Here is a 14289-nt window from a genome sequence, read left to right as displayed (position 1 = left end):
CGTAGCTCAACCGTGACACGTTCGTAGGCATCCCGTGCTTGTTACTCGTGTGACAGAAGTAAAGAGTTAGATGCATGGGGCCCGGAGGACAGCACAACCGTCGTGGAAAATATGTCGTTGCGTCGATAACTGCTGTCGTTCTGACAGTGGCGCTCGCGTCGTGTGTCATCGGTGGGGAGAAGAAAACCGACGCCGCGTCGGTGGTGGAGGACTTCGTCACCGCCCTCAACAACCACGACGCCGAAGCTGCTGCGGCGCTCACGTCGTACCCCAACGCGGCGCGGCCGTCGATCCAGCAGATGTTCGACGGACTGGCCGCCAAGTCCACCGACTTCGACGTCGCTCAGGTCATGGATCTGGGTAGCGACTCCGGACTCTTCACACTCGACGCGTCTTGGAACTTCGGCGAAGGCAAGGACTGGAGTTACCAGTCGCAGGGTGAGGTTCGTGATCTGTCGGTCGGCTGGCGTGTGTCCTGGGACCCGTCGGTCCTCGTCCCCGACCTCGGCAACGGTCGCACCGTTTCGTACACCCGCACGGACGCAGCGCCGCCGAAGGTAGTCGACAGCACCGGCACCCTGCTCATGAACGAGCAGACCATCAACGCGATCACTCTCGACCCGGCCACCATGCCGGACCCCGTCGACACCACTCGTCGCCTCGCCACGGTGCTCGAACCTGTCGCACCGTTGGTCACTTCGGAGTCGATGTTGGCCGACCTCGCCGCAAACCCCGGCAAGCCCGTCACCGCCGTACTGCTCCGCGATCCCGACTACGCCTACCTGGAAAGCGATTTTGCGATCCCCGGTGTCGTCGTGGTCAAGACACCCAAGCTGATCGCCTCCGACCGTCGCATCAACTCGCCGTTGCTGGACCCACTGCGGACGGTGTGGCAGGCCAATCGCGACGCCACCGCCGGCTGGGCGGTCAATCTGGTCGAGCCCAACGGATTCCCGATCAAGCAAGCCGGCTTCCAGGGACCTCCCGGCCCCGACGTCGCCGCGACCCTCGACTCGCACGCTCAACTCGCCGCGATCGAAGCTGTCGTCAGTGCAGGTACTCCTGCGGCCATCGTCGCGATCCGCCCGTCGGACGGCGCCATTCTGGCTGCCGCACAGAACAATCAGGCCATCGAACAGGGCCCGATCGCCTTCACCGGGTTGCGCCCGGCCGGCGGCGCCCTCGATCTGGTCCGTCTCGCATCGTCGATGCAGAACGGCGTCGACCCCGGCGCCGTGTCACCCGAGCAGTTGGCCGACACCGGGCAGCAACTCGGACTCGGCAACGGCTTCCACATTCAGGGACTCGAACAGCAGACAGCAGTGCTTGCCGCGAACCGCCCCGGCGTGGACCAGGCGATGAACAACGTCATGGCCAACAAGACGTCCAACGACGCGAGCACACCGACGGTAACTCCGTTCGGAATGGCGATGCTCGCGGCATCGATCGCCCGCGGCAGTGCCCCGATGCCGATGATGGTCTTCGGACAACCGGCTACCGCCGACGTCACGCCGACGGTATTGCCCGGCGACGTCAACAATCGTCTGCGTGACGCCATGCGAGGCGCCGGCGGACTGGCTGGGTACCCGGACATGATGGCGGCCGGTGCAGCGAGCGGTGACGATCGCTGGTTCTACGGATCACGCGGAGACTTCGCGTTCGCGGTGTTCGTCGCAGACGCCGACGGCGGTGATCGAGCAATGCAGATGACGGACAAGCTCTTCCAGGAACTCGGCAAGCCTGCCGACAAGTAGTACCGGGCACCGCGAGTAGATTCCTGTTTCGTGAACCTGCTCGATTTCCTTTTCCTCGTCGTAGCGGGATTCTTCAGCGGTCTAGTCGGTTTTGTCACCGGTCTTGCATCGATCGTTTCGTATCCGGCGCTGCTGAGCGTCGGGCTCTCACCGGTCAGCGCGAACATGACCAATACCGTCGCGTTGGTGGCCGTCGGCGTCGGAGCGTTGGCGAACTCGTCCCGTGAAGTTGCCGATACCGGTCCGAAACTTGTTCGCTGGTCTCTCTATTCGGCGGCCGGTGGCATCATCGGTGCCCTCATCCTGTGGCTGGCACCGGAAGGTTCGTTCGAATCCGTTGTGCCGGCGATGGTCGTGTTCGCCTCGCTCGCGCTGCTGCTGCAACCGAAGATTCGTGAGTTGTCCGGCGGCGGTGACCGCCCCGGAATCTACTCCGCAGCACTGTTCGCCGTCGCGGTATACGGGGGCTATTTCGGTGCCGGTGCCGGCGTCATCTTCCTGGCTGCGACGCTCATCCTCACTTCCGAAACGGTGTGGCGTGCAACGATCCTGAAGAGTTTCTTTCTCGGCATCGCCAATCTTGTGGCTGCACTCATCTTCGCCTTCTCCGGACAGGTGCATTGGGTGGCCGCGTTGGCGATGGCGCTCGGCGCGTTGGCCGGAGGTTGGTGTGGCCCGCCCGTCGTCAAGAAAATCCCGCCATCGGTACTGCGTGTGGCAGTAGCGATAGCGGGATTCGTGTTGGCTCTGTGGTTGTGGGTGAAGTGAGCCCGTCTACTTCACGCCCTGCATCAGCTTCTTGATCCACGGCGAGGCAAGAGCAAGAATCACTCCGATTCCGATCGACGAGAAACCGATGATCAGGAAGAACGGGCGACTGTCGTCGATGTCGAAGTAACCGGCCAAGGTTCCCGCCATCGAAGAACCCAATGCAACGGACAAGAAGAACAACGCCACCATCTGAGTGTGGAAATGCTCGGGCGCGAGTTTGGTTGCAAGGGAAAGGCCGACGGGGGACAGGAAGAGTTCGGCGAAGGTGAAGAGCAGAAGCACACCGGCAAGGCCGAGGAGCGGTGCACTGTTCGGTCCGCCCCCGGTGATCGGGATGAACGCCAGGAACGCCAGACCCATCGTGCCGGTACCGAGCGCGAACTTGATCGGCGACGACGGCTGACGGTCACCGAGTTTGGTCCACATCGCTGCGAACACACCGGCAAAGATGATGATGAACACCGGATTGATCGACTGCACCCACGTCGGCGGGAAGTCCCAACCGAAGAGATTGCGGTCCAGGAGCTTGTCTGAGATCACCGGCACGGTGGTGAACTGCTGCTGAAACAGCGACCAGAAGGCCGCGCTCGCGATGAACATCGGGATGAACGCAAAGACTCGACTGCGTTCGACCTTGGTGACCTTCTTGCTGGTGAGCATGAGGAGGAAGTAACCGACCGACGCGACGATCGTGAGTCCGACAACGACGTCGGACATGTTGTCCGCCGTGATCAAGCCGGTGACGGAGGCGACCGCGACGACGACGATCGCGGCAATGCCGATCCCGATGTAGAGTGCGCGCTTGTCCGCGGGCAACGGGTTGCCGGGTTCGGCACCGATTCCGTGAAGATGCTTGCGGCCCAGCGTGTACTGGATCAGGCCGAGCGCCATGCCGACGGCAGCGAGAGCAAAACCGGCGTGGAATCCCCAGGCGTCCTGGACGGCTCCGGTGAGCAGCGGACCGACAAGACCGCCGATGTTGATGCCCATGTAGAAGATGGAGAATCCGGCGTCGCGGCGAACATCCTGTTCGGAATAGAGATCTCCGACCAGAGAGGTCGCATTGGCCTTCAAGCCGCCGCTGCCGAAGGCGACCATGACGAGGCCGACGCCGACACCCCACATGCCGGGAAGAACCGACAGTGCGATGTGGCCGGCCATCACCAGCGAAGCACTGTAGAAGAGCGTGCGCTCGGAGCCGAGCAGTCGGTCGGCCACCCACGCCCCGAGAATCGTCGACAGGTAGACGGTGCCGCCGTACGCGCCGACGATGCTGGTCGCTGCCGCCTGGCTGATGCCGAGGCCGCCGTCGCTGACGCTGTAGTACAGGTAGTAGATGAGGATGCCTTGCATCCCGTAGAAGGAGAATCTCTCCCACATCTCGACGCCGAACAGGTTCGCCAGCGCAAAGGGTTGGCCGAAGAACCCCCGGTCTTCCTTCTCGCTACGTTCGACGGGCTCCGTAGTGTTGCTCATCCGAAAAGTGTCCTACGTGCTCGGGCATTTCGGGTGGTTCCGAGCCGTGGAGTTTGGTTACGACTTGGTGCGGATTTTCACTACCAGCGGAGCGAGTGCGCGCCAACCGAGAAGGAACACCGCGAGTGAGAGAGTCGCGACCATGACAAACCTGATCTTGAATTCGTGCCCTGAGACGCCTATGCGCAGAGCCATCCCCAATATGACGGTGGAGAGCCAGACGATGACTCCAGTCGGGATCACGAGATAGGCATCGAACTTGTCGCGATAGAGCGCGTACGTTGCTGCCCACCCGATCAGGAGCCCGCTCAGGAACGGCCATGCAGTCGTTGCAAGACCGGCGATCGCATTTTCCTCGTCGTGTGTCTGACGTCCGATCGCGCAGAACACGATGACGAGAACGACGTCGAGGATCAAGGGGAGTGCGTACTTCTTCACGCTCACACCATACGACTGTGCGCCTTTATTAACCGCGGGCGGTTAATAAAGGCGCACAGTGTTGTTAGGCCTGGAGGCCGGCTTCGATCTCGAGGGTGATCGTGATCTTGTCGCCGACAACTGCTCCGCCGCCTTCGAGGGGCATCTCGATGGAGATGTCGAAGTCCTTGCGGTTGATGACGGTGGTGGCCTCGAATCCGGCGACGGGGCCCTGGCCCATGCCCGGGTTGACGCCGTTGAACTCGAGGTTCAGCTCGACCTCGCGGGTGACGCCGTGGAGCGTGAAGTCGCCGGCGAGGACGAAGTCGCTGCCCTTGGAGCGCACTGCGGTGGACTTGAAGGTGGCCTTCGGGAACTTCTCGACGTCGAAGAAGTCAGCGGACTTGATGTGGCCGTCGCGCTGCTCGTTCTTGGTGTTGATGGAGTCCACGGAAATCTCGGCCTCGACGGCGGGGGTTCCGTCTTCGGCAACGGTGATCGTTCCGGAGAACTCGTCGAACGTTCCACGAACCTTGGAAACCATGAGGTGGCGAACCGAGAATCCGACAGTGGAGTGGACGGTGTCGATGACCCAGGTTCCGGCGGTCAAAGCGGGCAAGGTTGCGGTGGTCATGGAAGCTCCTGAATAAGTAGTTGAATGTTCAAGTTCTTGTAGCTTCAACTATGGACCCCAGGAAATCCTTCCGCAAGATCATGTGAGCTGCATCACAGTGTTTGTGCTTGCGGCGTAGACCGCGTGAAGCGCCGACGCTGTCACCGACTGATGCACCGCAATGCCCCAGCGCCCTTCGGCGTTCACCACGCACTCTGCAATGGTGACTGCCGAATTCGCACTCCCGGAAGAATTCGGGTTGCGGGGCAGTGAATGCTGGGTGAGCGAGACGACCTCGACGGCTGAGCCCTGTTCGGTCAGGATTTTGCTCAATGCCTCGACTGGCCCGGACGCACTGGCCGCGGCGGTGACCTCGCGCCCGTCGCGATCGATGGCAACGAACAACTGATCACCGTCGGCGGTGTGTTCCAGTGAGTACCGACGCACTCCTCCGTTGTACCCGTACTCGCGCAGCAGCAGTTTCCACAGTTGGTCGGCAGTCATTTCGGTGCCCGAGTCGTCGGTTTCGAGCTGCACCCGCGAGGCGAAGTCGATCTGCAGGCGCCGGGGGAGTTCGACCCCGTACTCGGTCTGCAGCAGATATGCGATTCCGCCCTTGCCCGACTGGCTGTTCACACGAATGACCGCCTGGTAGTCGCGGCCGACGTCGGCGGGGTCGATCGGCAGGTAGGGGACCGCCCACGGCGCCGATCCCGGATCGACGCCGGCAGCCTCCGCGCTCTCGTAGTGATGCGCGAAGCCCTTCTTGATCGCGTCCTGGTGGGTTCCGGAAAATGCCGTGTACACGAGATCGCCGCCGTACGGGTGGCGTTCGTGGACGGGAATTCTGTTGCAGTACTCCACCGTTCGACGGATCTTGTCGATGTCGGAGAAGTCGATTTCCGGATCGACGCCCTGTGCATGCAGATTCAGCCCCAGTGTGACCAGGTCGACGTTGCCCGTCCGCTCGCCGTTGCCGAACAGGCATCCCTCGACGCGCTGCGCGCCGGCCAGCACTGCCAGTTCGGCGCACGCAACGCCGGTGCCGCGGTCGTTGTGCGGGTGGACCGAGAGGATCACCGAATCGCGTCGGGCCAGATTCTGGTGCATGTATTCGATCTGATCGGCATAGATGTTGGGGGTGGCGATTTCGACTGTGGCAGGCAGGTTGTGGATGACCGGGCGATCGGGACTGGCGTCCCAGAGTTCGGTGAGACTGTTGCAGACCTGCAGGATGTAGTCGGGTTCGGTGAGGTTGAAGACCTCGGGTGAGAACTCGAATCGCCAGCCGTCGTGGCCTTCGCCGCCACGAGCAACGTCTTGCGCGGCGCGGAAAATCATGTCGTGCAGCTCTTCTCGCTCCTTGCCGAGAACGACGTTTCTCCACGTCGGCGCAGTCGCCGTGTACATGTGGACAACCGCGTTCGGCAGCCCCTCGATCGATTGATACGTCCGTTCGATCAAATCCGTACGCGCGGCAGTGAATACGACGATAGTGACGTCGTCGGGAACGAGATCGAAGCGCACCAGGTCGCGAACGAAATCGAAATCGGTCTGACTCGCGGAGGGGTAGCCGACCTCGATTTCCTTGTAGCCGATTGCCACCATCAGTTCGAACATTCGACGCTTGCGTTCGGGGTCCATCGGTTCTGCGAGGGCTTGGTTGCCGTCACGCAGATCGACGGGCACCCACAGGGGCGCCGCGGTGGTGCGATTGGACGGCCACGTCCGCTCGAAAGTCGGAATGTCGACGCGATCCCACGCGGCGCGATAGCGCTCGGACGGCATGGGTGACGGCTTCTGGTTGTTCCAGCGGTTGGCGCGGGTAGTACTCATCTTCGGTTTCTCCTGCGGTCGAGTCGAGAGACCGGCATGGCGAAACCCCGCGGAGGGGTGCCGGTCTTTCAGGCCCCGCCGCGGCAGTCGAGAAGGAGTGCTCCTGTAGCCATGCGGGCTACACTAGAACGAAATTACTTATCAGACAACCTGAGGAGTTCACGTGTCCCCGATCGTCGAGCGTCGGCTGCTCACCGACCAGGCCGCGGAGTTGCTACGCGCGCGGATCGTGAGCGGTGAATGGGAAGTCGGCGCCAAACTTCCAGGTGAAACCACTCTTGCTGCGCAGTTGGGTATCGGGCGGTCCACTATCAGGGAAGCAGTGCGGACTCTCGCGGGCCTCGGCATGCTCGAATCGCGGCAGGGCGCCGGGGTCTTCCTACGGAGTACGACGCCTCCGGATCAGTGGCCCCGAGTGCTCGAAGCCGAGGCGATCCTTCACGTCGTCGAGGTGCGCAACGCGGTCGAGATCGAAGCAGCTCGCCTCGCTGCGCAGCGGCGCGATGCCGTTGACGTCGCGGCTCTGCGGCAAGCGCTCGACGGTAGAACTGCCGCAGCGCACTCTGGCGACGCAGCGTTCGTCGACGCCGACATCGCCGTCCACCGAGCAGTGGTGGACGCGGCACACAATCCCGTGCTGTCGGAACTCTTCGAGACCTTTGTACCGCGTCTGCGGGCTGCGTTGATCGAGTTGATCGCGGTTCTGGACCTGCATCCCCACAGCCAGCCCGATGCGGACGAGCATCGAATGTTGGTGGACGCCATCGAAGCCGGCGACGCGGAGGCAGCCGTACGGATCAGCCGGGCACACCTCGACGACATGGCGGCAGCGTTGCGACGCTAGACGCCCGGCTGTTCGCGGCGTTCGAACTCGAGGTCCATCTCGAGGTCTTCGTGGTGGGTTGCACGGAAAGTGATCAAGAAGACGATCCAACCGGCGACAGCGACCCCGACGAAGCTGACCATCCGATATACAAACCATGCCGCAATTGCCTGCGCTCCACTGGCACCGGCGATCGTCAGCGCGGTGATCAGTGCGGTGTCCACGTAGCCCAGCCCGCCGGGCAGCAGCGGAATGCTGCCGACTGCTTTGGCGGCGGTAAAGGCAATCAGGAGCCCCGCGAAGGAGGGTTCCGCGCCCACCGCCCAGCATGCGAAACCCAAACAAGCGACATCGGCGACACGATGGATGGCCGACCACCCGAATGCGATGACCGAGTCGGTGCGGCTGAGCTCGACCGAATCCAGTTGCTTGAGGATTTCGGACCAACGGTGCATACCGCGCCCGGTCGGGTTCTTGCGAGAACGGTTGTACAGCGCCAGAACTCGGTGCCCGATGCGCTCGATGCTGCCGGGATTCTGGGCTATGTATCGCAACGCCAGAAACAGTGCTGCCATGCCGACGAGCGAAATCGTCAGCGTCACCGGGCTGACCTTGGTGCCGAACGCCGCCGCGCCGGTAGCGCCGAGTAGTGCCAGAGTCGCCGCGGCGATGACACCGCACATCGCCAACTGCCAGGATGCGACAACCGGTGTAGCGCCCCACTTTCGAGTCTGCTTGTACGTGAACGCAGTGGAGAAGACCTGGCCCGCAGGCAACGTCAGCGCCATTGCCGTACTGGCATAGATGACCGAGAGGTTCTTGAGGTGACCGGCAACCACACCAGCGGCATTGAGCAGACGTTGTTGAACGGACGCGTAACCGCTGAGTGAAATGAGTTGGGCCGCGACGCACGCGGCCACCCAACCCCAATGGATTTCGGTCAGGACCCGCCAGGCCTCACTTAGCCTGGGCCAGAGATATGCGCCTTCGACTATCAGGAGGGCGATGAGTGCTATCCCGAGCACCCACTTCAGCCACCAGAAGCGCCCTCTGGCCCGACTGGTCTCGGCCACGGGCGAGCGTGGTCGTCTCAGTCGCCGTGGGGTGTTTCCAGGCTGAGCCATCGACTCACCCTAACCAATTTGATCCGGATCGACCTCTGGATACTTTTCCGGCCACGCCAGATGCGTCAGTCGTCGGCGCCCACGCAGTTGGACTTGCTCTCCGAGTTCCCACTCGGCCTGTTCCTCTTCGTCGGCGAAGTACAACGCGCTCGTCGACGCCAGCACCCGGCTGGGCCGAAGTTTCGCGAGCTCGGTGAGCCGTGACGCCTCGTTGACCGGATCACCGATCACGGTGTACTCGAAACGTTCGGCAGCACCGATGTTGCCGGCGACCGCGAGCCCCGCGCTCACACCGATTCCGACGTCGAGGCCGGTGATGTCGTTGAGCTTGAACCGCAGCTCGCGAGCCGCCGCCAAGGCCGCAGTCGGAGCGTCGGGCCGATCTAGTGGTGCACCGAAGATGGCGAGTGCCGCATCACCCATGAACTTGTTGACAAAACCATGGTGACGATCGATGACGTCGACGACCACACGGAAGAACTCGTTGAGCAGTTCGACCACTTCACCCGGCGGGCGCTCGGCCGCGGCACCGGTGGATCCGACCATGTCGACGAACAGAACTGCCACGAATCGAGTTTCGCCGCCCAGCTCGGTACCGAACTTCAACGCGCGCCGGGCCACGTCCTCGCCGACGTGCTGACCGAACAGCTCACGCAGCAGACGACGCTCGTCGGACTCTTTCATCATGCGGTTGAAGCCGACCTGCAGCCGGCCGATCTCACTGCCGTCGAACACCTCGACGCGTACGTCGGTGGCGCCGCGCTGCACCCGCTCGATGGCGCGTCGCAGTTGGCGGATCGGATCGGAGATCTGGGTAGCCGTCAGCATCGACAGCGCAAAGGCCTGCACGATCGCCATGATCGAGATGAGCAGGATCGCCCACGCGAGCGAGTCGGGGGAGAACTCGAGATCGGTCGTGAGCTGCGTCGAGCACAGCAAGATGATGCCTGCGACGGGCATCAGCGTGCCGAGACCCCAGGTCATCGCCAGCCGGGTTCCGACGCCAGGCGCCATGGTCCGATCGAATTCGCCCTCGCTCAAGGCCTGGGCGGCGACCGGACGCAAAATGCGCTCACCGAGCATGTAGGTGAACCCGAAGGTCGTGGTCGCGGCCATGCAGACCGTCACGATCACGGCGATCGCGAGTCCGGGCATCTCGGTGATGGTCAGGAACACGAAGATGATGCCGCCCAGAATCCACAGCACCAGGTGGACGATGGCCTGGCGAAGCGGCGCGTGCAGTGCCGCCATCTGCTCGGACCTCGTCGGTGGACCCCCGCGCAGCCGCCAGCGAATGACCGACTTCAACATCATCGCCGCCGCCGTGAGGCTGACGGCGCCGGCGAATGCCAGGTACACGCCGAAGATCGCGAAGTTGCGGACCCGGTCGGCAACTATCGCGTCGGACTCCTGGATCGGCACGCCGTACCGGACGAAGGCAAAGACCAGTACCGCGCCGATCAGATTGGCTGCGAGCATGGAGAGCATATAGAGGGGCCACCGGCTGCGGATGGTCACCGCTATTGCTCTGTATGAGGCCCGCACAGGGTTCAATTTAGCTGGCAGAGGTCGAAGTGTTGGTACGCGCGTCCGATTATTCGTCCGCTCACCTGTGTCGGCCGGGCCGGTTAGGCTCGCGATGTGAACGCAAACAGGGGGCGTGCGGAGCGAGCATCGAGGATGAACAAACCCATCTCCGCCGACGCTCGGGCGGTGCATCCCGGCGTGCGCATCGCTGCGGAATGGTCGTGGCGCCTCATTGTGATCTTCGCCGGACTGTTGGTTCTCGGGTACGTCGTACTCCGCCTCGAAACCGTGCTCATCCCGGTGGGGCTGGCTCTGCTGGCATCAGCTCTGCTGATCCCGATTGTCGATCGGCTACAGGTGTGGGGTGTTCCCCGCTCGGCAGCCGTCATCGTCGTTCTGCTTGCCTCGATCGGGCTGGTCGCGGGAATCATGACGTTTGTCGTCGAGCAGTTCATCGACGGGTTGCCCCAGCTCACCGACCAGTTCACGGCCAGCGTCACGCAAATTCAGAACTGGCTCACCAGCGGTCCGCTGCACTTCAGCGAGGATCAGATCCGCCAGGCAGGTGATTCGGTCGTCAAGTCGGTGCAATCCAATCGTGAGTCCCTGACCAGCGGCGCTTTGACCACGGCGACAGTCATCGGCGAGATCTTCACCGGGGCATTGCTGACGCTGTTCACTCTCATCTTCTTCCTCTACGGCGGCGATCAGATCTGGCAGTTCGTCACCCGGATAGTTCCCACCGACGCGCGTCGTCGCGTACGGATCGCCGGTTCTGCAGGTTTCGGGTCGCTGATCGGCTACGTGCGCGCCACGGTCGCGGTTGCCGCCGCCGACGCGATCGGTATCGGTGCCGGCCTGGCGATCCTCGGGGTGCCGCTCGCCCTGCCGCTGGCGTCGTTGGTGTTCATCGGCGCGTTCATTCCGATCGTCGGTGCATTTCTGACCGGTTTTCTCGCGGTGCTTGTCGCTCTGGTCACGAAGGGTTTCCTGACGGCGCTGATTGTCCTCGGCATCATCATCGGCGTCATGCAGCTCGAAGCGCACGTGATGCAACCGCTGTTGTTGGGTCGCGCTGTTCGCCTGCATCCGCTGGCAGTCGTTCTCGCCATTACAACGGGCATCGTTCTCGCTGGAATCGTCGGCGGGCTCTTGGCTGTTCCGATCGTCGCGGTCCTGAATACCGCTATTCGTTCCCTCCTCGCCGACGACCCGGACATCGCGTACGCCGAACTGCACGTCGAAGATCCGGAAACCCCACTGTTCCCCGCCGAACCCGACGAGCCGCGCGCCGAGCCTCGCATCGTGAACCCCACTCCTCCCGATGACTGAGCCCACCCGCCGTCGTCGGCTGCACTATCAGCCGACCGTTCGCGAGGCGTCGGGCGTCGACACCGACCCTGATGCCCCGCTGTGGCGGGCGGCGCAGGCATTTCGGCTCGTCACGCTGGTGTACGCGATCAGCTACCAGTTCGCCTCGGCCTCCGACTACACCAACTCTCGGCTCAGCTGGTTCTTCGTCGCTCTGATGGCCGTGTGGACCGGGGTGTCGGCACTGTTGCTCGGGACATCCGGTGCTTTGTTCGGGAAGAAGCTGCCGCGGTATCAGGTGGTGATCGCCGATCAGGTGGTCGTCATCTTGCTGATGGCGTCGACGAGGCTGGTCTCCGACCACGAGTGGTATCAGAATCACCAGACGCTGCCCACCACGCTGTGGGCCACCAACGCGGTCATCTCCGCGGCAATTCTCGGCGGGCCGTGGCTCGGTATGGCGTCCGGAGTTGTCATCTCGGCGGCCAGCGCGATCATCCGCGACCAGGTCAACCTGGACCTCTGGCGCGATGCGACGGCTCCCGTGCTCGTATCGGTCGGCCTGGCGTTGGGCTTGGCCACCACCACCGCTCGGCGCTCGCATCGACAACTCGAGCAAGCCGTCCGTCTGGCGGCGGCCACCGAAGAGCGCGAGCGTTTGGCACGCGAAGTACACGACGGCGTTCTGCAGGTGCTGGCGATGGTGCGCAGGCGAGGTGCGGCACTCGGCGGCGAGGCAGCTGAACTGGCTGCTCTGGCCGGTGAGCAGGAGGTCGCCTTGAGAATGCTGATCTCCGAGCAGGTTTCGGGCGCCGCGGCAGACGTCGGCGGACAGACAGTGGATCTGTGTCCGCTGCTGACCACGCAGGCAAGCACGTCAGTGTCGGTGTCGACGCCCGCGCACCCCGTCGTGATCGAGCGTGATCGAGCCATCGAACTGGCAGCCATCGTCGACAATGCTCTGTCCAATGTCGGGCTGCACGCCGGGCCCGCGGCGAAGGCATACGTATTGCTCGAAGATTTGCCGGACGAGGTGATCGTCAGCATCCGCGACGACGGCGTCGGAATCCCCGAGGGTCGCTTGGCGCAGGCCGAAGCCGAAGGCCGCATGGGAGTATCGAAGTCCATTCTCGGCCGAGTGCAGGTGCTCGGCGGCACTGCAGTACTGCAAACCGGGCCGGGGGAGGGCACCGAATGGGAGATCAACGTTCCGAAGGGGAAAAGTGAGCGCGGCTGACGAACATGGCGAGAATCCGGTGACGGTGATGGTCGTCGACGATCACCCGATGTGGCGCGACGGTGTCTCCCGGGACCTCGAAGCTGCCGGCTTCACCGTGAGCGCCACGGCGGAGGGTGTCGAGAGTGCGCGCCGCCGGGCCGCCGCCGTGCAACCGGCGGTGGTTCTGATGGACATGAACCTGCCGGACGGAAACGGTGCCGACGCCACCACCGCAGTTCTCGAGGTTTCGCCGAAGAGCAAGGTACTGGTGCTTTCGGCCTCTGCCGAACGTGACGACGTCCTCGACGCGGTCAAAGCCGGAGCGTCGGGTTACCTGGTCAAGAGTGCTTCGGTGGCGGAACTGCTCGAGGCCGTGCGAGCGACTTTCGACGGACAAGCCGTCTTCACCCCCGGCCTCGCCGGATTGGTGCTCGGTGAGTACCGCCGGATGTCGACGGCACCGGCCGACGATCGCGCACCCGAGCTGCCTCGGCTCACCGACCGTGAGACCGAAGTGCTCCGTCTTGTCGCCAAGGGGCTGAGCGCAAAACAGATCGCCACGAGGCTCTCGCTCAGCCACCGGACCGTCGAAAACCATGTGCAGGCAACGCTTCGGAAGCTTCAGTTGGCCAATCGCGTCGAGCTCACGCGATACGCGATAGAACAAGGTCTCGAATAACGTTTATCCTGGAAATCATGGAGGCCAGGAATCTACGCGTATCCGATGCCGAACGAGAGCATGTCGGCGAGCTGCTGCAGAAAGCTGTCGGTCAAGGGATGCTCTCGCTCGGTGAGTTCACCGAGCGCATGGACACTGCCTTGGCCGCAAAGACACGAGGTGAGCTCAACTCGGTTCTCGCCGATCTTCCGGGCATCACACTGATCTCCGACTACGACCCACCCGCGTATCCCAATGCGGGTCAGCCGATGTACCAAGGCCAGCCCTACCCGGCGCCGACGTACCAACCCCAACCGCCGCCGGTTCACCCGAGCCCGCCTTACCGCGCTCCCGTCGGGGCTCCGGTTGTAGGTACTTACGGAGCGGCAAATGCTGCCGTGATCCGTGGACGAATGGCGACGGTGACGCGGAACGGTGCCTGGATCGTTCCACCAGCTGTCGTGGTCGACACCAGAATGTCCAGTGTGACTATCGATTTCACGCGTGCGGTGATGCAGACGCAGGTCGTGAACATCTCGATCGACGACTACGCCAGCTCGATTTCACTGATCGTTCCCGAAGAGGCGACGGTGGACATGAACGGTGTCGAGGCAGTCGGGGGAAGCGCGTCGAACAAGGTTCGGTCCGGCCCACAGATGGGCCCGCTGCATCTGGTGGTGCACGGCAAGGTGCGATTCGGCAGTGTCACCGCGAAGCATCCCTTCGGTACCACGATCCGAAAGATGTTCGGCTCCTGACC

Annotated in this window: 13 protein-coding genes; 7 read left to right on the top strand and 6 right to left on the bottom strand. The window is 63.2% G+C overall.

Going from position 1 to position 14289, the window contains the following annotated elements:
• The first annotated feature begins 74 nt into the window (after nt 1-74).
• Both ACN50D_RS19025 and ACN50D_RS19020 read left to right on the top strand, forming a co-directional pair.
• Complete coding sequence (locus ACN50D_RS19025; protein WP_211921550.1) at nt 75-1754, top strand: NTF2-like N-terminal transpeptidase domain-containing protein; 1680 nt, start codon at nt 75-77, stop codon at nt 1752-1754.
• A gap of 30 nt (nt 1755-1784) precedes the next feature.
• Nucleotides 1785-2522: a sulfite exporter TauE/SafE family protein gene (locus ACN50D_RS19020; RefSeq protein WP_003945554.1), complete on the top strand. Its 738-nt coding sequence runs from the start codon at nt 1785-1787 to the stop codon at nt 2520-2522.
• Between the two features lie 6 nt (nt 2523-2528).
• Here the strand turns inward: ACN50D_RS19020 and ACN50D_RS19015 are convergent, their stop codons facing one another.
• The 4 genes from ACN50D_RS19015 to ACN50D_RS19000 all read right to left on the bottom strand — a co-directional run bounded on the left by ACN50D_RS19015 (nt 2529) and on the right by ACN50D_RS19000 (nt 6867).
• Nucleotides 2529-4001: a peptide MFS transporter gene (locus ACN50D_RS19015; RefSeq protein ID WP_003945468.1), complete on the bottom strand. Its 1473-nt coding sequence runs from the start codon at nt 3999-4001 to the stop codon at nt 2529-2531.
• Nucleotides 4002-4058: 57 nt separating this feature from the next.
• The gene (locus ACN50D_RS19010; protein WP_054826969.1) at nt 4059-4439 is read right to left on the bottom strand and encodes a DUF3054 domain-containing protein; all 381 of its coding nucleotides are present in this window, start codon (nt 4437-4439) and stop codon (nt 4059-4061) included.
• Nucleotides 4440-4503: 64 nt separating this feature from the next.
• Nucleotides 4504-5052 carry a YceI family protein gene (locus ACN50D_RS19005; protein WP_003945643.1) on the bottom strand — a complete coding sequence of 183 codons (549 nt, stop codon included), beginning with the start codon at nt 5050-5052 and terminating at the stop codon, nt 4504-4506.
• A gap of 78 nt (nt 5053-5130) precedes the next feature.
• Nucleotides 5131-6867, bottom strand: coding sequence for a 2-isopropylmalate synthase (locus ACN50D_RS19000; protein WP_211921552.1), 1737 nt, complete (start codon nt 6865-6867; stop codon nt 5131-5133).
• A gap of 163 nt (nt 6868-7030) precedes the next feature.
• Between ACN50D_RS19000 and ACN50D_RS18995 the strand changes: the two genes are divergently transcribed.
• Nucleotides 7031-7711 carry a FadR/GntR family transcriptional regulator gene (locus ACN50D_RS18995; RefSeq protein WP_007734477.1) on the top strand — a complete coding sequence of 227 codons (681 nt, stop codon included), beginning with the start codon at nt 7031-7033 and terminating at the stop codon, nt 7709-7711.
• On the opposite strand, the gene ACN50D_RS18990 is transcribed toward ACN50D_RS18995, so the two are convergent.
• Nucleotides 7708-8814: a TIGR00374 family protein gene (locus tag ACN50D_RS18990; RefSeq protein WP_058039159.1), complete on the bottom strand. Its 1107-nt coding sequence runs from the start codon at nt 8812-8814 to the stop codon at nt 7708-7710. The two genes, ACN50D_RS18995 and ACN50D_RS18990, sit on opposite strands and share 4 nt — an antisense overlap.
• A gap of 9 nt (nt 8815-8823) precedes the next feature.
• Nucleotides 8824-10302, bottom strand: coding sequence for an adenylate/guanylate cyclase domain-containing protein (locus ACN50D_RS18985; RefSeq protein WP_003945952.1), 1479 nt, complete (start codon nt 10300-10302; stop codon nt 8824-8826).
• A 192-nt stretch (nt 10303-10494) separates the two neighbouring features.
• Between ACN50D_RS18985 and ACN50D_RS18980 the strand changes: the two genes are divergently transcribed.
• From ACN50D_RS18980 to ACN50D_RS18965, 4 genes are read left to right on the top strand one after another with little or no spacing between them, the layout of a single operon-like run.
• A complete protein-coding gene (locus tag ACN50D_RS18980; RefSeq protein WP_007734480.1) occupies nt 10495-11673 on the top strand; it encodes an AI-2E family transporter in 1179 nt (392 codons plus the stop codon).
• The gene (macS, locus tag ACN50D_RS18975) at nt 11666-12889 is read left to right on the top strand and encodes a MacS family sensor histidine kinase (protein WP_007734482.1); all 1224 of its coding nucleotides are present in this window, start codon (nt 11666-11668) and stop codon (nt 12887-12889) included. The genes ACN50D_RS18980 and macS overlap by 8 nt, the downstream gene beginning before the upstream one ends.
• 28 nt (nt 12890-12917) lie before the next feature.
• On the top strand, nt 12918-13550 hold the full coding sequence (locus ACN50D_RS18970; protein ID WP_047269712.1) for a response regulator: 633 nt from the start codon (nt 12918-12920) through the stop codon (nt 13548-13550).
• 17 nt (nt 13551-13567) lie between these two features.
• The gene (locus tag ACN50D_RS18965; protein WP_007734485.1) at nt 13568-14287 is read left to right on the top strand and encodes a DUF1707 SHOCT-like domain-containing protein; all 720 of its coding nucleotides are present in this window, start codon (nt 13568-13570) and stop codon (nt 14285-14287) included.
• Nucleotides 14288-14289: the final 2 nt, after the last annotated feature.

The organism is Rhodococcus sp. SB1D (assembly GCF_048573875.1).
In the GTDB taxonomy this organism is placed as follows: Bacteria; Actinomycetota; Actinomycetes; order Mycobacteriales; family Mycobacteriaceae; genus Rhodococcus_F; species Rhodococcus_F qingshengii.
The sequence above is the reverse complement of the archived record's forward strand: the minus strand, read 5'-3'. Positions and strand labels throughout refer to the sequence as shown.